At 52.4% G+C, this 21,920-nt stretch carries 12 protein-coding genes and 1 pseudogene; 2 read left to right on the top strand and 11 right to left on the bottom strand.

Translation table 11 applies throughout. The features are described from left to right. Positions 1-28 precede the first annotated feature (28 nt). The 3 genes from O9H85_RS01370 to O9H85_RS01360 form a co-directional block, all read right to left on the bottom strand. Complete coding sequence (locus tag O9H85_RS01370) at positions 29-3,178, bottom strand: efflux RND transporter permease subunit (protein WP_269879471.1); 3,150 nt, start codon at positions 3,176-3,178, stop codon at positions 29-31. Further along, a complete protein-coding gene (locus tag O9H85_RS01365; RefSeq protein WP_269879470.1) occupies positions 3,175-5,442 on the bottom strand; it encodes an efflux RND transporter periplasmic adaptor subunit in 2,268 nt (755 codons plus the stop codon). Before O9H85_RS01365 ends, O9H85_RS01370 begins: the two co-directional genes overlap by 4 nt. Before the next feature lie 577 nt (positions 5,443-6,019). After that, a complete protein-coding gene (locus tag O9H85_RS01360) occupies positions 6,020-6,457 on the bottom strand; it encodes a L,D-transpeptidase (protein ID WP_409348090.1) in 438 nt (145 codons plus the stop codon). Between the two features lie 364 nt (positions 6,458-6,821). Here O9H85_RS01360 and O9H85_RS01355 point away from each other — a divergent pair, with 364 nt between their 5' ends. Further along, the gene (locus O9H85_RS01355; RefSeq protein WP_269879468.1) at positions 6,822-7,583 is read left to right on the top strand and encodes an MBL fold metallo-hydrolase; all 762 of its coding nucleotides are present in this window, start codon (positions 6,822-6,824) and stop codon (positions 7,581-7,583) included. A 155-nt stretch (positions 7,584-7,738) separates the two neighbouring features. Here the strand turns inward: O9H85_RS01355 and O9H85_RS01350 are convergent, their stop codons facing one another. From O9H85_RS01350 to O9H85_RS01315, 8 genes and pseudogenes are all read right to left on the bottom strand, one after another. Then, a complete protein-coding gene (locus O9H85_RS01350) occupies positions 7,739-8,869 on the bottom strand; it encodes an alginate lyase family protein (RefSeq protein WP_269879467.1) in 1,131 nt (376 codons plus the stop codon). Between the two features lie 166 nt (positions 8,870-9,035). Further along, a pseudogene (locus O9H85_RS38200) lies at positions 9,036-9,343 on the bottom strand (transposase); the annotation flags it as partial. 293 nt (positions 9,344-9,636) lie between these two features. Continuing rightward, complete coding sequence (locus tag O9H85_RS01340; RefSeq protein WP_409348089.1) at positions 9,637-10,869, bottom strand: alpha-L-fucosidase; 1,233 nt, start codon at positions 10,867-10,869, stop codon at positions 9,637-9,639. Between the two features lie 188 nt (positions 10,870-11,057). Then, positions 11,058-14,855 carry a polysaccharide lyase family 8 super-sandwich domain-containing protein gene (locus tag O9H85_RS01335; RefSeq protein WP_269879805.1) on the bottom strand — a complete coding sequence of 1,266 codons (3,798 nt, stop codon included), beginning with the start codon at positions 14,853-14,855 and terminating at the stop codon, positions 11,058-11,060. Between the two features lie 320 nt (positions 14,856-15,175). Continuing rightward, on the bottom strand, positions 15,176-16,669 hold the full coding sequence (locus O9H85_RS01330; protein ID WP_269879466.1) for a type 2 periplasmic-binding domain-containing protein: 1,494 nt from the start codon (positions 16,667-16,669) through the stop codon (positions 15,176-15,178). A 102-nt stretch (positions 16,670-16,771) separates the two neighbouring features. Next, positions 16,772-17,650, bottom strand: a complete 879-nt coding sequence (locus tag O9H85_RS01325) for a carbohydrate ABC transporter permease (RefSeq protein ID WP_269879465.1) — start codon at positions 17,648-17,650, stop codon at positions 16,772-16,774. A 1-nt stretch (position 17,651) separates the two neighbouring features. Continuing rightward, the gene (locus tag O9H85_RS01320) at positions 17,652-18,578 is read right to left on the bottom strand and encodes an ABC transporter permease (RefSeq protein WP_409348081.1); all 927 of its coding nucleotides are present in this window, start codon (positions 18,576-18,578) and stop codon (positions 17,652-17,654) included. Between the two features lie 209 nt (positions 18,579-18,787). After that, positions 18,788-21,094 (bottom strand): AraC family transcriptional regulator, encoded by a 2,307-nt coding sequence (locus tag O9H85_RS01315; RefSeq protein ID WP_269879464.1) that lies wholly within the window; start codon positions 21,092-21,094, stop codon positions 18,788-18,790. 337 nt (positions 21,095-21,431) lie between these two features. Here O9H85_RS01315 and O9H85_RS01310 point away from each other — a divergent pair, with 337 nt between their 5' ends. Then, on the top strand, positions 21,432-21,791 hold the full coding sequence (locus O9H85_RS01310; RefSeq protein ID WP_269879463.1) for an MmcQ/YjbR family DNA-binding protein: 360 nt from the start codon (positions 21,432-21,434) through the stop codon (positions 21,789-21,791). Positions 21,792-21,920 lie beyond the last annotated feature (129 nt).

Below are 21,920 nucleotides of genomic sequence, written 5' to 3'. Positions count from 1 at the left end.
CTTGTTTTCTCGTCTCCAAAGTCCCGGATTAAGCAGACGTTGTCGGATCCGCCGGCAATGATGGAGGGGCAGATTTTTTAAACCGTCGTTTGATGGAACCCATAGCCCCATCCAATAACGTATATACGACAGGAACCAGGACGAGCGTTACCATCGTCGACAAAGTGAGCCCGAAAGAAACCACGGTGGCCATAGGCGCTTGCGATTCCGCGCCTTCGCCGAACCCGATAACCAGCGGCATCATCGCCAGTACCGTTGTCGCGGTCGTCATCAGAATCGGGCGCAGCCTCACTTTACCCGCTTCGATCAAAGCGTCGAACAACGGCAAACCGCGTTTTCTTAACTGGTTGGTATAATCCACAAGCACGATAGCGTTGTTCACCACGATCCCCATCAGCATGATCATCCCCATCACGGAGTTCATGTTGATGGTCCGATGCGTCACCCAGAGCCCGAAGATCGCGCCGATAAAAGTCGGAGGCAGGGAGAACATGATGATGAACGGACCGTACAGCGACTCGAATTGGCTGGCCATAACCATGTACACGAGTACGACGGAAAGCAGGAGCATCCAATACAGGCTGCTGAAGGTCGAATTGGTTTTAGCTTGCGAATCCAGCGTAATGGAATATCCGTCAGGCGGCTGAATCGTATCGAGCTGCGCCTGCACTTCCTTGGCGACATCGATCAGGGTAGCATTGGATACGAGCGATGCAGTCACTGTAACCAAACGCTGCGAATTGTTATGGCGGATTTGAACCGGGCTCGAGCCGGTCTCCACCTTGGCTACGGCGCTGACGGGAACTTGCGCGCCGCTGCTCGAAATAATGACAAGCTGATTCAAGTTCTCCAGATTGTTGGTAAAATCTTTAGGGAGCTGCACTAGGACGGAAATTTGCGTATCCCCCGCTTTATACTGCGTTGCCGCGTTCCCTTGGTACGCGTTCCGCAGCGCCGTCATAACCTCCCGCGGCGTTACGCCGTAATAAGCGGCCGCATCGCGGTCAATGGTCATCGTAAATGCGGGAATGTTGCGATCGAGCGTATTCTGAACGCTGCGAAGCTCGGGAATATCCTTGAGCGCTTGGGCTACCGTATCTCCCAGCTTGCCCAGCACCGTTAAATCCGGACCGTTCAGGTTGACTGTAATGTCAGCGCCGCCACCGCCGCCGCCGAGACCGGGCAAACGAACGGAGGAACGGCTGAAGACGTTGATCTGCGCGCCCGGATAGCCCTGCGTGAGATTTCGGACCTGATCCACCACTTGTGCCGTCGTCAGTTTGCGTTCGTTCGCCGGCTTCAGCGTGACGGTAAGGTTCGCGGAGTTCGTCGACGCGATCTGGAAGCCGCCGCCGCCGTTGCTCCCGACGGTCGTAAAGACGGTATCCACTTCCGGAATCGTCTTCAGCTTATCTTCCACGGCGGAAGCCATTTGGTTCGTAATTTCGAATTTCGTCCCCTGCGGCATGCTGATAAAGATGTTTAATTGACCTTCATCCGTCTTCGGCATGATTTCATTGCCCACGAACTTCGTCAAATAAACGCTTCCTACGAGCATTGCGAGGGTAGTCACGATGATGACCGAGCGGTGTAGCAGAGACCAGCGCAGCAGAGCCGCATACCCGCGGGTGAAGCGGTTCAAGCCGCGGCCGAACCAGACGGCCGGGTTGTACGAGCGTCCTTCCGGAAGCGTCTCGTCATGATGCTTCGTAAGAATCTTTGCCGCCAGCATGGGCACCAGCGTAATCGCCGCAAACAATGCCGCGATATGCGAGAAGCTCACAGTCAGCGCCATCGGGGAGAAGAAGTTCTTGATCACACCGTTAATAAAGACGACCGGCGCGAATACGGCGATCTGGGCCAGCGCGGAGGCCAGCACCGCCGTACCGACTTCGGCCGTGCCTTTCTTGGCGGCGTCGATGGGCGATAAGCCCTCGTCCTTTTTGCGGTATATGCTTTCCAGGACGACGACCGCAAAGTCGACGAGCGAGCCGAGACCGAGCGCAAGGCCGCCCAAGGTGATGATATTGATCGTTTGATGGCCGAAATACATCATCGTAAACGTACTGATGACCGAAATCGGGATAACGACGCCGATAATCAGCGTAGCCCGAACGCTGTTCAGGAAGAGCAGCAGAATAATAACGGAAAAAATGCCGCCGAGCAGCGTATGGTCGATAACGGTGTTGATCGAATTTTTAATGTAGGTGGACGTATCGCTGATCACGGCGATCTTCACGCCGCTCGGCAGCTTGGATTGAATATCCGACAAGGCCTTCCGCACGTTATTGGCTACGGCCACCGTATTTCCGTCCGATTGCTTGAGGATCGAGACCCCGACGCTCGTTTGCCCGTTGAGGCGGGCGTCGAAGGACACGTCCGTGTAGGTGTCGACCACCTGTCCCAGCTCGCCGATGGAAATCGATTGCCCCTTGCCCAACGATACCCTGACCTTCTGAATTTCGGCCGTCGATTTAAACTGCTCGTTGATTGTCAAGGTGACCAGCTGATTCCCGCGGTACACGAGCCCCGCATCCTGCGATTGGTTGTCGTTGCTCAGCGCGGACGAAACCGTATTAATGGAAAGCCCGTACTGCGTCAGCTTGTTTTGGTCCAGGATCACTTGAATTTGGCGCGTTCGACCCCCGGTGACGCCGACCGAAGCCACGCCGTCCACCCTCTGTACCGCAGGGCTGACAATGTTGTCCGTAATATCGCGCAGCGTGATCGGATCCACATCTTTTCCGTAAACGGACAGGTTCATGATCGGCTGGCTGTTCGGATCGACGCGCGAGATAACCGGTGCGTCGGCATCCGTAGGAAGCTGCCTTTTGACGCGGTCCATCTTATCCCGCATCATGAGCGTCGCCTGGCTGATGTCCGTGCCGTAGTTGAAATCGACGCTGACGTTGCTTGAACCCGTTCTGGAGTTGGAGGTGATCTGAGAGACATTAGCGATGGTCCCGACCGCCGATTCGACGAGGCTCGTCACCTGCTTTTCCACCTGAGCGGGCGAAGCCCCCGTCCAGTTGACCGATACGTTGGCCGTCGGAATGTCCATGTTCGGATAAAGGTCGACCGGAAGCAGCGGTGCCGCTATGGAGCCCAGTCCGAGCAGGGCGATCATGATCATTAGTATCGTGACGGGGCGATCGACTGAAAAATTAGCTAAATTCACTGCCCTCCACCCGCTTTCGCACCTTGCCCTGAGCTGCTGCCGTTACCTGCCGGAGCGTCGCCTGGATCTGCCTGGCCGCCGCTCTGGCCGTTTTGGCCGTTCTGATTATTCTGTTGACGGCGGGCGTTTTGGCCGCTCTGGCTGTCTTGACTGCTTTGGTTATCCTGGCCGTTAGGGGCACCCTGGCCATTTTGACCTCTATGCTGGCGCTGACCGTTTTGGTTATCCTGACCACTTTGACCGTTTTGGCCGTTGCTCTGGCCGCCTTGGCCGTTCTGGCCGCTTTGACCGTTCTTGCCGCCCTGCTGGCCGCTTTGACCGTTCTTGCCGCCCTGCTGGCCGCTTTGACCGCCCTGGCCGCCTTGCTGCTGGCCGCCTTGTCCGCCTTTGCCGCCCTGTTGGCCGTTTGGTGCAGCTTGGCCCTCTTGTCCCGGCTGAACGACTTGAACCGCAGCTTTGTCGGACAGAAGCTCTTGTCCCATCACAACCAGCTCGTCGCCTTCCTTCAGCCCGCTCGTAATCTCAAACTGGGAGCTGGTCATCGTTCCGATTTTGACGGCCACCTTCTTGGCTTTGCCGTCCTGGACGATATATACCGCGTTGCCGCTCGCCTGGTTGATTACCGCGTTCGCCGGGATCATGATCGCTTTGCGTCCCTCGCTCGTCAGACTGGAAGTCGCGAACATGCCCGGAAGAAGCTCATTCTTCGGATCCGTTACTTTCACATCGACGCCGTACGATTTGGTTGTCGGATCAAGTGTCGGACGTACAGCCGATACGACGCCGTCGAACGATTTATTCAGCGTCGGCACGTTCACTTTCATGTTCATGCCAACCTTGATTTTGCCTATATTGGCCTCGGAGACGTTCACCGTCGCAATGACCGGGTCCAGCGCGGCGACGGAGACGATGCTGCCGTTGTTCCCCGCGTTCTGTCCGACCGGCGTGTTAAGAGCCGTGACGACCCCGTCGACAGGGGACATCAGCACGCCGTCCTGCAGCTGCTCCTGAAGCACCTTCAGATTGGTGGAGGCTTGCTGATACGAAGCCTGCGATACCTCTACGCTATCCGTAGAGCTCGCCACATTGTACGCTTGCTCGTCTTTGCTTAGCTGAGCCTGTACGTTCTTTACGCTGTTCTCATAAGTGGTTTGAGCATTCTTCGCTGCCAGCTGGGCCGATTGGAGCGATTGCTGGTTGGTATCCGTGATCACGGACAAATTGTTCTGAGCCGTCGAAAGGGCCAGCAGGCTGCTGTTGAGTTGTTCCTGCGCCGTAACGACCGTCTGGGAATTTTGCGCCGCCGCCAAATCGGCCTGCGCTTTGGTTAATGCGCTCTGGGCCGTGGACACGCTGGAAGCCGGCGATTCCTGAGCTTGCTGCAGAGCGAGCTGGGCGGACTGCAGCTTCTGCAGCGCGGCTGCGATATCCGAGCTGGTGGATTTGCCGTTGTTTACCGTATTCTGGTAGTTGACAGCCGCCTGCTGGGCGGCAAGCTGCAGCGACTCCAGACTGTTTGTCGAGGAAATCTGGGAATTCTGCAGCGAATCCTGGGTGGAGTTCAAATTGTTTTGCGCCGTCGTTAACGCTTGATTATAGGAATTGACGGCATTGCTTAATGCCTGCTGGTTTACGGTTACCGCTTGCTTGGCGGCTGCAATGGCGTTCTGCTGATCCGATATCGCCTTATTGTAGTTGACTTGCGCCACGGCTACCTGCTGCTGCACGGTGGCCACCGCGTTCTGTGCATCCTGCAGCGTTTTATCATATCCGGCTTTATTCACTTCATTTGTCCGCTGCGCAGCAAGCTGTCCGTTCGCCTGATCGTGAGCGGCCTTCTGCAAATTAGCCTGACTGAGTGCCAGCGAGCTTTGGCTTTGCTCGATCTGCTGCTGAATCTGAGTCGTATCGATCTTGGCGATGGGCTGTCCCGTCTTGACGCGGTCGCCTACCTTCACCATTAGTTCGGTTACTCTTCCGCTTACGCGGGAGGACACGTTCGTCGTAAACTGCGGGTTGATGGACCCGTTGAATACCTGACTGCCTCCGACATCCTGCATCGTGACGATTTGCGTTTGAACCGGGAACGACCGCGGACCGCCCCGCTGCTGCCCTCCTTTGGAAGGCTGAGCGCCTGAACTACTCTGGGTTCCTTTGCCCCAGCCGCCGTACATTATGGTAACGCCAACTACGGCAATGACCGCAATAACCGCTACCGTCGTTACCAACCATTTCTTCGATACGTTCTGGATCCACCTGATCATATGAACTTACCCTCCATGTGCACCTTCGCTGGCTGAGCATTCTTATCTTCTTCGGTTTGCGCCCATTGTGAAAACGCCTATTTACGTCCTGACACGGGTCGGTTCGGAAGGATGAAGCTGTCCCCAAAATAGGCGCAGTGTCCTATGTTCAAATTAATCTACATTCATGATGAAACTATGATCTAAATGTAAAAAATGTGTGAAAAACCACGGAGTTACAGCATGTTATCGCGGCAAAAAAAAAAAGAGTTCGTTGAAAACGGTTCATTGTAAAGCCGTCGTTTTTTGTCGAACAGGAAAAAGGACTCCTTTCGGAGTCCTTCCAGCGGTGAATTGATATTGGGCACTTGCCTTCGAAATCTTTGCTTCAGCTCGGGTCTTACCTCATCACGATTGCAGTACGTGTACTACAATAACCGCTCTTTGGCACATCCCTCCGCTTCTATCTTCGATTCGACGCAGCTTCCTTGGCATAACCCGTTTGCTTGCTCAACGGAACCACACCTCTCTTTTCACCGCTGAAACATAGCATGTCCGGGTCCGACCGCTTGTATTCATCCTGTTTCCTTTACGATGCTTATTCCTTGATCACGACCACGGTTCCGATGGGAACGTGGCGGAACAGCCATTCCACGTCTTTATTGTGCATCCGGATGCATCCTGAAGAAGCGCCGTGCCCGATCGAGTAGGGGCGATTCGTGCCGTGAATCCCGTAAGTATATCCGCCGGTGCCGGGTACGTCCAGCCCCATCCACCTCGTACCGAGCGGATTGTGCGGCGAACCGCCCGGAATTTGTTTGCGTACGTACCAAGGCTTGACGATTTTCGTTACGATCCGAAACCGCCCTACGGGCGTAAGCTCCTTGCGCCGCCCTGTCGCCACGGGGAACGAATACTGCGGACGCCCGTTGAGGAACAGCGTCAGCCGGTTCGCTTTCTTGTCGATTAAGATGTATACGCCTTCCTCCTCCAATCCTCCGCCAGGGAACGCATTCGGCTGAGGAGCGGCGGCCATCCGGCCCGCACAAGATAAGAGCAGCAGCAGGGTGCATAGGACGGTAATCCATCTTCTCACTGTCCATCATCCTTTAGCGGAGCGGAAAAAACGCTCGGTTATAGGGCACTTCCCGGTTAGTCTTCGCCTCCGGCTTGACGGGTATTCCCTCAAGGCTTCCGCAGCGAAAAGAAAAGCGGCTGCAGTACGCAGAGCTCTGCGGGACAATCCGCACAGCAAACGACCGACTGCAGACAAGGCATACAATTCAACCGTGAATTCTCCCCGGAATCAAATGCAATGCAGCCCGGCCGGATGCATTCCAAAGAAACATCGTGTAAGATGAGCTCGTACGCATTCTTTATGGCGAGAGGAGCCTTTGAACATGAACCTGACTTTCCTCGGTACCGGTGATTTTTACCCCCGCAGCCTTGGACATAACAGCGCCCTGCTGGAATGGAACGACACGCGGCTGATGATCGATTGCCCCGCATCCAACGCTTCCGCGCTGGAACGCCTTGGGCTCGGGCTGCATGAGGTTACGAATATGTTCGTCACTCATCTTCATGAGGATCATATCAACGGCATCCAGCAATTTGCCTATTGGCACGAAATTCACCGGCGGATGCACGGCAATGATGCCAAACCGTCCCTATACATCGTATCTGACCTGATCGGCGATCTGTGGAGCAGCGTTCGCAGCGGCCTATCGCTAACCACGGGCGGCGTTCGCGAGCTGGAGCATTATTTCGAGCTTCGCCTTATCGACAGTGAAGACCCGGTATTCGAGCTCTCGGGTGTCCGCTTTGAGTGCGTCCGAACCCGCCACGTGCCGTCCATGGTATCTTACGGCTTATGGGCGAAGCCGTATTTTCACTTCAGCGGCGACGCCCTTGCCGATTCGGATCTTCTCGGCAGGATCGAACCGGCCGTGGAGCGTATTTTTCATGATTGTCACCTATGGGATCTTACCATCGCCTCGCACGCTTCGCTTGCGGACCTCCGGTCGCTTCCGGAGCCCGTCCGGCGCAAGCTCGTTCTGATGCACTACAACTATAACTACGAAACCGCGGAGAGCCGGGAGGCGTTCGAGCGGCGGGAGGGCCTGCCTTTGGCGGCGCCGCTGCAATCGTTCGCGTTCGCATAAAATATCAAAGAGGCACTCCTTGTCTTAAGGAATGCCTCAGATTGACGAGAAACCCGGATATGCATAAAATGCAAAGGTTGGAAGGCGGGTATCCCCTGAAGGAGCGATAGTTCCCGGAATGGGATACCCCACCGGGTACCATGGCAAATATCTTATTAGACTAGCCACAGAATAGGCTGGCGAATCGCGATGTTGCGGCGTACTTCGGGATCCTGGGGATCCGGGTCGAGCGACGACCACAGCCGGATATAAGCCTCCTCCTTCAATGCAAGTCCGGCAAAGAGCAGCGCCGGCACCTTGGCCGGCCATCCTTCGTCGTGCTCCACATCGGGAGGGAGCGGCCAGGTGCTCTTGTCGATCAGATACGGGTACAAATAATCGAGCGCCTTCCGGATACCCCGGCCGTCCGGGAGCTCAAAGGACCATAGGTCGTCTTCCGGCGTCGATAAAATTTGGCACAGCGTTACCATATTGTCCAACACGAAGATGGAATACCCGTAAGGCTTCGTGCGGCCAAGCTCCCTCGGGAAGCTGCCGTCCGCGGCCATTTGCAGCGGCGCGAGCGTCTCCTTGAACCGCCTGCGGCAGAACGCCAGCACCTCCTCGTCGCCGGTGAACCAAGCGAAGGCCGACGCCTGCACGAACCAGCAAACCCCGTGGTTATTGTCCGCGTTCATTTCCTCAATCCCGTTTGGGTGCGTCTGTATCCATTCCAAATAGTCGACGTACCAGCGCTTCAAGCCGGCTTCGATCTCGGGAGAAAGCGCCTGCGAGTTCTGCAGGGCTCTTACGGCAAAAGGGATATCGACCAGATGCAGGGTATCGATAATGCCGATGCCGCGGCCGGAGCAAATGCCCGGAATGGCTTGGGCATACAGCAGATGAGGGTTCATCCGCGTCGCTTCATCCAGGAAAAATTCCTTGAGAAGCCGGACCGCATGGTTCGCATAGGCTTCGTTCCGCGTTACCGCATAGCCTGCCGCCAGGTGGGCGACACTCGTCCGCATCCGGCGCAGCAGCACGCGGTGGCTGTCGAAATTGCCGGGGTTGCTTTCCCCGTCCCGGCGAATGTAGGGCAGGCCGTCGGCCGTATCCGGGTTAGGCCACCAATAATCCCCGTTGGAGTAAAAATCGTGCGGGCCCCCCTCGCTTTGCTCTGCGACCGCATCGGTAATATGCACCGGGCTTTCTTTCATCGCTTCCTCGGCATGACGCAATATCCAATCCCGGTCAAATAACTCAAGATCAGGGGAAATATCCGGCTGCGAAGCATATGGTGCTGTCATGGCTTGCTCACCCTTCCATTTTGTTTGCCATTTCATTGTAAACAAAAGGAAAGCTCATGAATATGGAGATTGTTCATCTGGTTTTGCTCTAAATTCAGCTTTTGCTATCCTTCATTTCCTCGGTAATAAACTGAAGGACCGCTGTAAACAAGGTCTCTAATACTTATTTCATTCGCTCAGAACGAAACCGGTTGATGGTACGGAAATCCGGACGTTGTCTTCCGGCAATCCATATGAACATGACGTTTTCACGGACAGCTTTGGCGATTTGACGAGAGGAGTAGATTCGCTGGTTGTAGGCGTAGATGATGACTTTCGCGAGCATCTTAGGATGGTAGCTGTCGTCGACCACCACCGGGATAGCTTTTGCGAAAATGGAGTCGTCTAAACGATTCACAGCTGTGTTGACGATTCGAACAAGGTGGTTTTGGGGATGTCTTCCTCTAAGTCCATTGGCAGACAGAGTTGGTCCATGGTATATTTGAGAGATACAAAGAAACCTCTCCTTTAGTGATAATGGTTGGTGGTACTTTCATTGACTCCCGCTCGCGACAAATCGATTCAGAACAGGCGTATTCGCCGCCTGAACGAAGTTCCCTGCACCGTCCCAACCGATGATGATGACACGTTCCACTTTCTCCATACCAATTCTCCTCTCAGTTGCACCCGCCTAGGATAAACGGCTACGCCGTCCTTGTCTTACAAGGACCAGCGCGTTTACCAAGGTTGATGCGATGCTATAATTTACGAAAACTTATAAATTCTAATCAACTAAAATAAACGGCAAAGTCGCGAAGCTGCGCTTCTCCGACGCTCGATAATATGCTAAGCCGTACCTTACTCGTCTTGACCGGCGCGAAACGATCGATTTTCTTATGACCGATCGCGCTTCCGCTCAGCAGTTCCACCCATTGATCCTGCTGCCATGCTTCAAGAACATAGGCTCGAACGCGTTCTCCATGCATGATTGCTTCCATCATGACAGCATGATCGACGACTTGCTCTGCTTCCCAAGCAAGCTCCAGAACTTGTCCTGAACCCGCTGTCCGGGCAACAGGCGCTGAAAATCTTCTCCGCACTTCTTCTCCCAGCTCCAGAACACGACTCACATCCGCTTCCGGCATTAAACCGGTTGTATCCGGAGCTACATTGAGCAGCAGGTTACAGCCATGCCCCACCGAGCGGTAGTATATGTTCATCAGTTGCTCCAAGCTTAATAAGCTGTTCTCATCATTCGGTTGCCAGAACCAGCGCTCCTTCCGAATCGGAACATCGCATTCAGCGGGAACCCAAGCCGGCGTATCCGGCAGCCATGACAACGATTCATTCGAGAACATACTGACCCTGGCGCTTTCAGCTGTATTCCAGCACGGATATGGCGCTACGCCATCCTCGTTGCCCACCCAGCGGATCGTCGGAGCTCCCATATTGAAAATCATGGCATCCGGCTGGTGCTGCTTCACTAATCCGATAATACGAGCCCAGTCGTATTCCCTTCCTTCGGAGCCTGCGCCATCGAACCAAACTTCAACCAAGGGACCATACTGCGTCAAAAGTTCCGTCAACTGCGCTGCATAAAAATCGTCATAGGCTTCCTTATCCGTATAGCAAGGCTCATGGCGATCCCATGGGGATACATAAATGCCGAACCCGACTCCCTCATTCTTGCACGCTTCCGCACATTCTCTGACGACATCCCCATGTCCATTTTTCCATGGACTTGACTTGACCGAATAATCGGTCGTTCGGGTCGGCCAGAGACAGAAGCCATCATGATGCTTCGCCGTTAAAATAAAATATTTGAATCCGGCCGCCTTCGCCGTCCGCACCCATTGCGACGCGTCCAAGCAGATTGGGTTAAACAGCTCCGGCGAATCCGCACCCTCTCCCCACTCCTGATCGCAAAAGGTATTTATGCCAAAGTGACAAAACATACCCAGCTCCATATCCTGCCATTCCAGCTGCTGCTTTGTCGGCCTGGCCAATTCCATTTCATTCATTGTCATTTGATAATCCTCTGACACTTCCTTCGCCTCCTGCTCAGTCATTCTCGGGGAGTATACAAAAAGAGTCGCCGTCTCTACAATGATCATTTTATGCTCACCGGAAATGCAAAAAATGCGAACTCTTAATACGCACGAAGAAGCCCGGGATTGGCGGTCAACGCCAATTCCCGGACATTTTCGTACTAAGATTTTAAATATGCGATGACGTTTAATAATTTTTCAGCAAAAGCCGCATCAATCTCTTTGCCGGATTGTGCGCGAATGTGATTTTCAAGCGCATTCCATTCGTTCTTCTTCTGTGTCCGATCGGCTTGCCGCCTAATGCTTTCGATTTTCGACAACAGGCTGTTCATCATCCCTTCGTTTGCGATCCAGCTTTGCTGAAAAGCAAATCGAACAGCTTCATCCAAATGGTCGGCATCCGTGCGTACATGTAAAAAGAAAGAAGCGTTGGTTTCGTTGCCGGCGGCATCAACTGCTTTTACAAGCACGGTATGTTCGCCGATGCTGAGCGATAATGGACTGAACGCGAACGGCCTTGCGACTTGAACACCGTCCAATACGAGGGAGTCGCTTGCCACACCGCTTACCGGATCAGAGATATCGAACTGTAGAGTGCCCCCATCCGTCCAGTAAACGTCCATCGTGACGGTCGGCACGATGATAGGACCTGTCGTATCGATTTTGACGACCGCCGTTTTGATTGCTTCTTGATTTCCGGCATTGTCGATACTGTAGTATAGAATCTGGTGTACGCCGTCTTCGGCAAGTGTAATCGTATTTCCTTCCGTAAACGTGCCGTTGTCAAGGCTGTACAATGTCTTCAGCACGCCGCTGGCGTCATCGCTTGCGGTCAACGTTACCGTTTGCGCCGTACGCTGCCATCCCGGCTTCGCGTTATCCGTCGTTACCGGAGGCGTCGTATCCTTTTTGAACGTGACGACATGCGTTTTTCCGAGTGATCCTGCGACTTGAACAGTCAGCTTTAACGACGGCACCGTCTGCTCGACTGAGACCGTGTCATCGGTACGAACGACTGATAAGCCTGCTTTGTTCAGTTCAAGCGCAATCGTGCTTTGCTTTTGCGTCGGATCGGATACCGCTACGGTAAGTTCCGTCTCCGTTTCCTTCACCATCACCGATGCCGGATTGGACACTGAAATATAACCGACAGATGCCGGATTCCAGAAATTTGCCGCCGTAATGCCGAGCTTCTTCTCCCTGACCGCATGTACATCCGTCGTATTGCTCAGTACCTCGACGTCCGGCGCGCTGCTGTAAAGCGCCGTCTCCGCCGGACTTTTATGAGGCAGTATCACATACGAATAGGAAGCATTCGAAGGCGCAGTCCCGTGTTCAAAAGCTAGGCTCAAATAATTACGCGTGACCGGAGTCGCCGACTGACCGCTGTTAATGTCTTTCCAAGCGCCGGTTCTCGCTTCGCGCAAACCATACACACTAGAAGCTTCAGGGAAATAATAGCCGATGTCGGTACCCGGCACATTCCCGGCCAAATGAGCCCACTTTACATTGCTCATCGTTTCCGACCAACCGAGCTGGCTGGACTCTACGGTGCCGTTAATCGTGAGCGTGTTATCGCCCGCATCGTTCAGCTTGCGGTTATCGATGATCGTCTCTACCGGCGGAGTTCCGGCAGTAGTACTCGATATTCCGGCGCCTAACGCGACGATTTCATCGTCGAACATGAACCATGACTTTTTGCCCTGCAGATCGCTTCCCGTCGTTTGTGAAAGCGAGAAGTCCATGCCGGCGGCGCCGTAAAGACCGTCGATCGAGGAGCCGCCGACCCATGTTCTCGGATTCATGTAGCTTTTCCACTCGCCGGGCTTTACGCCTTTGCCCGATCCGTCCGTAGTCGTGCCGGGCAGCCGGAACGAATCCACCGTTGGCCAAAAATCACCCCGGTACTGGTTGAGATCCTTATCATATAAATAAGTCATCCCGATACCCGTGTACCAGCCTTTCAAGTTCTCGTCATTGCCTTTCTCGAAATCAGAAATGCGGTTCGAGAACATGCTGAGCCCGAAGCCATAGCCGTCGCGCAAATGGACGATCCTGTCCATCCCCGCAAATACTTGATTTTTGATCAGTTCTCCTCTAGGCTGGATCCCGGCGTCATTCATCACGCTTTTGACTAAGGTCAGTTCATAAATCCCAAGTCCGTCATAATAGTTGGCATACGTCGTATCCGAACCGATCCATTCCTTCACCATTCGCTTAATCGATAAGGCTACATCCGCCGGGGCCCCTTCAGCTAATCGAAGTAAAGTGACAATGGTGCTTCTGGCGCTTCCGGAGCTTTGTCTGGAGATGCCTCTGCCGTTGACCATATCCATAAAAAGACCTTTATAAATAATCGGCTCAAAGGTATCCTTAACCCAGTCATAGACATGGTTAACATTCGGATCCGTTACCGGCCAAGGCGAGCCGTTCAGCAAAAACGTCATATCTGCGGCCCTGCTGAGCCATACGGCCCCGTATCCCGCTGTGTACGCAATGTTGGTATGTTGAACGAGCGATCCGTCCTTATAAACGCCGTCTCCATGGTCCGTATATGCAAACTCCGGTCCGATGGAATCGCGTCCTTGCGTAATTTTCGCGCTATTGCTGCCGATCACACCACGCATCGTTACAACCAACGCTTTATCAAGCAGGTTGGCTCCCGTTTCCGTGACATTGTTGAGTGTCCGCTTCTTCGGGTCCGGAACGAAACGGTCAATAGCCTTGATATACTTGGTGATTTGCGCCGGTGCCAAATCATCGTACATAAGCACCATAATATCGTTCAGGATTTGCGGCGTTCCGATTTCCCAGTCCCACCAATTGCTGATCTCGCCCTTGGTTTCGTTATAACGGTTGGCGTACAGCCAGTCCAGCGTACTGACGATATCATCCCGCAGCGCCGCATTGTGATACAGTCTTGAGCCTTCGATCGAATAAGCGAGCGCCATGGCTTTCAACCTGCCGTAAGAACTTGTAGTTTGAGCCGTATCCGTCGTGCTGGACAAATCGCTCCACACAGATGTCCGATTGGCTGCATTATTCATGAGATCCCAGTATCCGTTTGCATTTGAATTGGTTACGCTGTCGGCTAATTTGGACAGGTTAGCTTGAATATCCGGGTCATCCGTACTGTTATGGATGCCTCCAGTTAATTTATCGTACCATTTCAGCCGTAGCTGGCTGTATGATTGAATAGTTTCGTCCGATTCGACGTTAACGAGACATTGCGCTTTAATCGTTCCGTCCGGTGTTGCCACCGTGACTGTGGCAGAGCCTAACCCGACTCCAGTTACGATCCCGTTGCCGTCTACGGTTGCTGCGTTCGGATTGCTGGAACTCCAGACAACCGATTGATCGGCTGCACTCGCCGGTATGAATGTTGGCGTTAACGTAACCGTGCTGCCCTTAGCCATGGAAAAGGCCGTTTGATCCAAAGCAATTCCTGTTATCCCGTTATATTCCTCCAGACTAATATCGTCAAACCATACTTTACCTTTGCCCGTTTCAAGGAACGGTTCAATCACCAACCTCGTTACGCCCGCCGGTATGGTCATAAAAACTTGCTGCAAGGTCCAATCGTTCGTGCCGAGCAATTTGGCTGATGCAGGCCCGTCCCCCACTTTACTCGTATTATAATATTGCGTTCTGAAGTAAGCGCCAGTGCCTGTAACGTTGTCGGTTTTTACCCACATTTTAAGTCTGTAGGATTTACCTGCTGTTACCGACGTAACGCTTTGACTAACAGATACTCGGCTTGTCGCGAAAGCGTCAAATAAAATGGACTTACTCCCTTCATGATACTGTGTCGGATCCAGGGTTACATTGACTGTTTGATTCGGCGCTTTCCCGCTACCTGTTGGAATCCATAACCCCCAGCCTGCCGGAGCGGGACTGGTGACGCCGCTCCAATTGGCGTCCAAAACCGATGTTGTCTGTTCAAAACTTCCGTTTGTCATCAAGTTCACTGCTGCCGCCTCCGCTCTGTGGATAGCGCTTTCAAAGTTAAAGATGTTTGATGCGAATATGCTGAATAATAAGCAAACGACTACGAGCACGCTTACTTTCCTCATTCATCATCACCTCTTAAGCTATTATTAAAAGCGTAATATAAATGTAAAGCCTGTGACGGGATTTGTATATCGACGATATTTAGCTTTCATATCCTTTTTTTGAGAAAACCCGGCTTTTTGATTTCAGACCCGACTAAGTAACGTAGTCGGGTCTGCCAATCTGCTTTACTTCTTCATTTTTTCTTTGTAGCCGTCATTTGTTTCTTTTACAGCTGCTGGAAGCTTGGATCAGCTTGGAACTGCTTCACGAATTTATCCCAGTCTTCGAGCGAGTTTTTACCGATGATGACGTTAACTTGCATATCGTTAATTTTCTTATCCCAATCCGCGCCTTTTTCTTTGAATGGCGCCGATTTGGCTACACCGTAAGTCGGATCCGGAATCGAAGTAATCGCATCGATCAGCTTTTTATTTTGCTCAAGCACATCGGTCGGCATACCCGGCACTTTCGCACGGTTATATTTATCAAAGTAACCAGTCAGCCATTGGACGGTCGTATCGCCACCGTAGCCCTTTTTCTTGCCTTCCTCGGTTTGCTCGATGCTTCCGTCCGGCTTCAGCGTGTAATCGGTGTCTTTAATTCCGTAGCCGGCCAGATTGTAGCCTTCCTCTGTAGCTGTGTAGTCATATACTTCCAAAATTTTCTTCAGCTTGGCTTCATCCACGGATTTCTTGTTAATCAGGAATTGCCCGTAAAAACCGCTCGCCTGCTCATAATAAGCTTTGCCGTCAGGAGCCTTCGGCAGTTCGTAGGCGACAAGGTTCGCCTTCGGATTGGCTTTCTGCAGATCCTGATTCCATTTGTAAGCATCGTAAACGTTACCTATCGCAATACCGGCTTTACCTTGGACAATCATGTCCTTGATTTGACCGTTTTTCAGCACCGGCATATCCGGAAGGATGGTGCCCGCTTTATACGCCTTGCTCCAGAAAGCCAGCGCTTCCTTCGCTTGCGGCGTCCACCAGTATGGCGTCAAGCTGCCATTTTCTTCTTTCCATTTCGTACCCGCTCCAAACATGGACAACACATAGCCGGCTGGTCCTGGAGAGCCTGACAGCGCAATACCGTACGTATCCGCCTTGGAGTTACCGTCCGGATCGCCCTTGGTAAACGCCTCCATAACTTTACTCAATTCGTCCATCGTTTTTGGCGCCTGCAAGCCAAGCTTGTCGAGCCAGTCCTTGCGAATGATTAAAGCTTCATGGCCATCCAAAGGTCTGACACGCGGAAGCGAGTAGAGCTTACCTTTGACAGAAGCGTTCTTGTATACATTGTCCGGATACTTGGCCAGGTTCGGATAATTTTTGACATAAGGCGTTAAATCCCAGAACGCGCCTTGATCTACGGCATTAAGGAACGCAGGCGTATAATTGAAATCTTCAAGGAAAAGCACGTCCGGCAAATCTCTGGAAGCAAGCAGCGCGTTCAGCTTCTCCGTAATCGTATTCGAAGGAATCCAGCTCAGCTTCAGGTTGACGTTGAACTTTTCGTTCAGCTTTTTTACCGCTTCCAATTCTCCCGTTGGCGCAGCGGCAAAGGCGAGCGTCGTAACGGAAATATCCGTCGGTACCGCCGGTTTGCTAGATGCTCCTCCTGCAGCCGGTTTACCGTCCGTTGTTGTGTTGCCGCAAGCTGCGAGTGTGGCGGCTAAGCCGACAGCTGTAACGATGACAGTCATTTTCTTTACCATAGTTTTCATACGAACCCTCCCGTTTATTTAGCTTGCCCAAGTCATTCATTAATTCGAAGCGATGAAGCGATATTGGCTCAAATCACCCCTTTCAATAGGTGCGGTTCACAATCAGCCTTTCACCGAACCGACCATCATGCCTTTGACGAAATATTTTTGCAAAAACGGATACACGATGACGATCGGCAGTGAAGAAATGACGACAGCCGCCATTTTAATGACTTGCGGCGGAACGGTCTTCTCGCTTTCCATCATAGCCGCGACCGAAGGATCGCCGAATTGCGACGCGGAAATGAGCAGCATCTGCAGCAGCACCTGCAGCGGGCGCATGGAATCGCTGTTGATATAAAGCACGCCGCTGAAATAGGTGTTCCAATACGCTACCGCATAGAACAAGCCGAAAGCCGCAAGCGCGGACACCGAGACAGGCAGCATGATTCGGATAAAGACGCCGACATCCGAGCAGCCGTCAATTTTCGCGGCATCCTCCAGTTCATCCGGAATCTCCTGATAAAAGTTTTTCATCAGGAAAACATACCAAGCGCTCGTTAAGGCCGGCAAAATAAGCGCCCAGAGCGAATCGATCAATCCGAGGCTGTCCACCAATAAATAGTTCGGTATCATGCCTGCATTGAAGAGCATGGATAAAAGGATCATGACCAGGAAAAAGGTTTTACCCTTCAGCCGTTTGCGCGAAAGCACATAAGCAAGCGCGCTGGTGACGATCAAACTGAGCACTGTGCCGACGACAGCCAGAAAACCGCTGACCCCCATCGCTTTCACAAACGCGTTGGTCGAGAAAATAAACCTGTACGCCGACAGACTCCATGTCTCAGGGATCAGCACAAGAGACTTGGTCAAATATTCGGTCGGATCCGTAAATGAAATAATGATGACATAAATGAACGGCAGCAAGGTGGCCAGAGCGAACAACGTCAATATCGTATAGTTAAACGCCGTAAAAATGTCGGATCCTAGACTCTTGTTCATCCTAGTACAACCCCTCCTCTCCGAATTTTTTCGCGAGGCTGTTCGCGGAGATGACCAGAATAAGCCCGACCACCGATTTGAACAGTCCGGCAACCGTCGCGTAACTGAATCTGCCTTGTTGGATACCTACCCGGTAAACATACGTATCGAAAACATCCGCAACGTGAGCAACCGGGCCGCTCATCATCAAATAAATTTGTTCGAAACCGACTTCCATCACCTGGCCCAGACGTAGAATGAGCAGAACTATTATAGTGCTGCGGATGCCCGGAATGGTGACGTTCAGCATTTGCTGCCAGCGGTTCGCGCCATCGATTTGCGCGGCTTCATACAGCTCCGAATTAATGCCGGCGAGCGCGGCCAGGAAGATGATCGTTCCCCATCCGGCTTCTTTCCATATGCTTTGTGCTGTCAGCATGCCCCAGAATAAGTCCGGATTCGTCAGAAATTCAATCGAATGTCCGCCATTCGATCTGATCAACTGATTCACAATGCCCGTGCCTTGACCGAAAATCAGAAAACAGATCCCGACAATGATGACCCAGGAAAGGAAATGAGGCAAATAAATGACGGTTTGCACGAGCTTCTTGAATGCAAGCTTTCTAACCTCGTTCAGCAGCAGCGCTACCACAATCGGTATCGGAAAGAAAAATGCAATGTTCAGCAGGCTGATCGCCATTGTATTTCGAAACAGCAGCAGGAACTCAGGATTGGCGAAAAACTCATTGAAATATTTCAAACCGACCCATTCGCTGTTCCAGAAGCCCAGATAGGGTGAATAATTTTGAAAGGCAAGCAGCAATCCCCACAACGGGACATATTTGAAAATAATGAAAAACAATAACCCGGGCGCCGCCATCGCATACAAATATTTATCTCGTTTTACCGCAGCCGCCCATCCCGATAACCATTCCGACAATACCCTCACCTCGCACCTTGATGTAAATGACCGCAAGCCATTCTACGACTTGCACATGTCAGATCGTACAGGAGATCGTTCCCCGCCGGCAATGACCAATTCTTGCACAGGGCGGTAACAAAATAGGAGCCTCCTGCAGAGGCCCCTCATCGTATCGATGCGCATTTATTGTCTTCTTTTGATGCCGTAGAACAAAAGATGGGGATGCGGTTTCACGCTTATTCCTTATCGGCTTCCCGGAATTGGCCTGGCGTTGCGCCAATGTGCTTTTTGAAGACGCGGATAAAATTTTTGGTCTGGTAGCCGACCTTCTCCGCAATTTCGGCGATGGTCAAATCCGTGCCGCGCAGCAGCTCAATTGACCGATCCAGCCGGTACTTCGTCAAATATTCGATGAAGGAAAGGTCCATCGTTTTTTTGAACAGCTTGCTCAAATAATGCGGGCTGAGCCCGCAGATTTGGGCGCATTGATCGAGCGACAAATCGAAGTGGTAGTTGTCCTCGATGTACCGCACGACCTTTTGGATCAATTGCACGTGCTCTTGATCCTGTTTGCCACGCACATATGCGGTGACCGGCTCAATCAAGTAATCCCTGAACCAATGGTTCAGTTCATGGATGCTGTTAATTTTGCGGATTTGCGTATAGGGATCGATGTTTTTCTCCCCGAACAGCTGAGCCGAATCCAGTCCGAGCAAATAGGAAGTACGTGTGACGGCAATAAGCAGCCGGTAATAGGACATTTGAACGAGCTCAGGCTCTTGCACCGCATTTTGCATCGACTTGGCGAATTCGTTCAGCATCCGTTCCGCTTCATTCCGGTCACCCAGCTGTAGAGAGTTTTCTAGATGCGTTTCAATCTCCACCGGATAACGGTAATGAAGCTCCGAGTCACCGATCACATGGGTTATGACTTGGCTGCTCCCGACAATAATCCGCGAGCGGACGGCGAGAACGGCTTCCTCATACAGCTCGGGCAGCTCTTCGATTTTTTCCGTCGGACGGCTCAATCCTACCGATACCGGCAAACCCAAATAATCGGAAATCAGCATCCGAATCCGTTCGACGGACGATTTGATATCTGGAAGCCCGCTTACCGATTGTTCCGCATTAGGGAACAGCCACACAGCCACCTGATCGTTCAGCAGATTGATGACGATGCCCTCCATTTCTTGCGACCGCAACAAATCGGATGTCATATTTTTCACTGCAAAAACAATTAATTCGTTGTCCGACTCCTGAAAGCGGGAGCTTTCTCCGTGATGCGCATCGAAAGCGATGACGAAGACGAAGTGCTCCCTGCCGGCAGGCACCTCATACCTGCGAAGCATGCCGACCAGCTGATTGCCCGAATAATGCTGGTAACGGCCCTGGAGCAGCTGGAGCGCAAACGATTCGCGAAGCAGGGGCTGCTGTTCCCTCAATCTCAGCTGCAGCTTGCTTGTCGTGCTGCTAAGCTCGGCCCAACGCATACGGACGAAGCCGATCTCGTCCGTATCGGCTGCCTGTTCCGCACCGTCTTTCACATGGTCGATAAGCCGTTCAATCGGCCGATATACACGGCGCGTGCCCCAAAGTACAAAGCATATGCCGAGCATAAGAACAATAACGACGATACTGATTGTAATCAAGGCAATTCCGCCCGCTTTCGCGTTAAGCTGCTTGACCGGCACCATGTCCATGTATTGCCACTTGTATGTTTCGGAAATGGATGGCGTCACCATGTACTCGGTTCCATTCCATTCGAATAAAGAACGCTTGACGCCGCCTTCACTGCCCTTAACTCGACTGGACAGTCCCTCAGGGACTGCTTCTTTTCCGGTTGAGGCGACAAGCTCGCCGTTTGCATTCAAAATGTACATATGTTCATTCGGATAGCTGACAAAGCGGTCCAAAATGCTGCGGAACATGGAATCTTCAATGCGGATAAACAAAAGTCCAATCGGTTTATTCGACTGCAGCGGTACTTTGGCGATTAAGGTAACGCCGTTTCCGCCATATCCGGGCAGATTGGGATAAGGACCGGTGATCCATTTGATTTGATCCTCGGAAGCGAGCTCCTGCTGCAGAGCCTCCCTTTCTTTTTCTCCGGTAATTCGGCGTCCGCCGTAGTTAGGTGATATCAGATACCCTTCGTCAGGCACATACATCGCGATATCGCTCGCCTCCTTATTACCGCTTTGGAGTGCGGCCAATTCGCGGGAGATGCTGGAATAGAAACCCGTATAATTCGTCTGCTTCAGATCGGTTAAATTGGATGTGAAAAAGCTGCCCAGCAGCATTTGAATCGCATTGTTTTGAATGCGGTCCAGCGCCGAGTCGATCGTCGAGGATACATTATTTAATATTCGCAAATTCGACCCATTGACTTCGCTCTGCACGACGGAAGCCGAAAACAAATAGCTTCCGAACCCGACCGCGATAACAGGAATTATCGATGCGAACAAGGATAGAATCATCATATTTCGCAAAATCGTTTTTCGCCCCAAAGAACGCTTCCATTTCAATTCGAACCATTGCAGCACCGTTTGTCACCTCTACGCAAAGAAACCCCGTGGATGCGCAAGGATCCGCGGGGCTCTATCATCCATTCACTTATCATACAAAACTGGGGCTGATTCATCAATGACCATATCTTGCTCAGTCCTATGAACGATGAACAAAAAATGGGCAGTCCAAGATCAGCGCCCGCTAAACGTTTATCTTGGTTCCTATGACAGCGGGACGATCCTGTAACAAAAGGAAAGCTCATGAATATGGAGATTGTTCATCTGGTTTTGCTCTAAATTCACCTTTTTCTATCATTCATTTGCCAGTTTGCTATAATGAGAGGATGGAATTAGGTAAGGAGGAATACCCGCCGTGAACCATGCCCAGCTCATCACCCGCGGCTTGAGTCTTCCGGGAACGGAGGTCCGTTATCCGTTCGATCCCGCGATGCCGGTCCTTTTTGTCGGAAGCCGCATGTTTGCCCTGCTCGGAGCCTATCAGGGGCAGCCCAGCGCCAACCTGAAGACCGATCCGGAGACGGCTTGGATCGCCAGGGAGCAGTACGCCGGGACGGTCATCCCCGGTTATCACATGAACAAGAAGCATTGGAACACTGTCTTACTGAACGGGCGGGTGCCCGAGGCGGAGCTGCTGCAGATGCTGGAGGAATCCTACGGACTCGTGCTGAATAAGCTCCCGCTCCGGGAGCGGCAAGCCATCGCCGGCTCTTAGGCCGGAGGACGCCGTCCGAAGCCTGTATATTCTTGCTTATTAAAGCCGGAATAAACAGGCTCCCGATCTGCAAGCGCAAGCATCCCCTTACGGAAACGGGAAGGTTTTCGTAAGGGGATGCCCATTGCA

Origin of the sequence: Paenibacillus gyeongsangnamensis (assembly GCF_027533625.1) — a bacterium.
GTDB classification, from domain to species: domain Bacteria; phylum Bacillota; class Bacilli; order Paenibacillales; family NBRC-103111; genus Paenibacillus_G; species Paenibacillus_G gyeongsangnamensis.
This window is presented reverse-complemented; position numbering and strand designations above follow the sequence as displayed.

What these genes read in the sequence shown, in the direction of transcription:
- O9H85_RS01365 (WP_269879470.1), bottom strand. Translation starts at nt 5,442, where the DNA reads ATGATCAGGTGGATCCAGAACGTATCGAAGAAATGGTTGGTAACGACG.
- O9H85_RS01360 (WP_409348090.1), bottom strand. Translation starts at nt 6,457, where the DNA reads ATGGCCGCCGCTCCTCAGCCGAATGCGTTCCCTGGCGGAGGATTGGAG.
- O9H85_RS01355 (WP_269879468.1), top strand. Translation starts at nt 6,822, where the DNA reads ATGAACCTGACTTTCCTCGGTACCGGTGATTTTTACCCCCGCAGCCTT.
- O9H85_RS01350 (WP_269879467.1), bottom strand. Translation starts at nt 8,869, where the DNA reads ATGACAGCACCATATGCTTCGCAGCCGGATATTTCCCCTGATCTTGAG.
- O9H85_RS01340 (WP_409348089.1), bottom strand. Translation starts at nt 10,869, where the DNA reads ATGAATGAAATGGAATTGGCCAGGCCGACAAAGCAGCAGCTGGAATGG.
- O9H85_RS01335 (WP_269879805.1), bottom strand. Translation starts at nt 14,855, where the DNA reads ATGACAAACGGAAGTTTTGAACAGACAACATCGGTTTTGGACGCCAAT.
- O9H85_RS01330 (WP_269879466.1), bottom strand. Translation starts at nt 16,669, where the DNA reads ATGAAAACTATGGTAAAGAAAATGACTGTCATCGTTACAGCTGTCGGC.
- O9H85_RS01325 (WP_269879465.1), bottom strand. Translation starts at nt 17,650, where the DNA reads ATGAACAAGAGTCTAGGATCCGACATTTTTACGGCGTTTAACTATACG.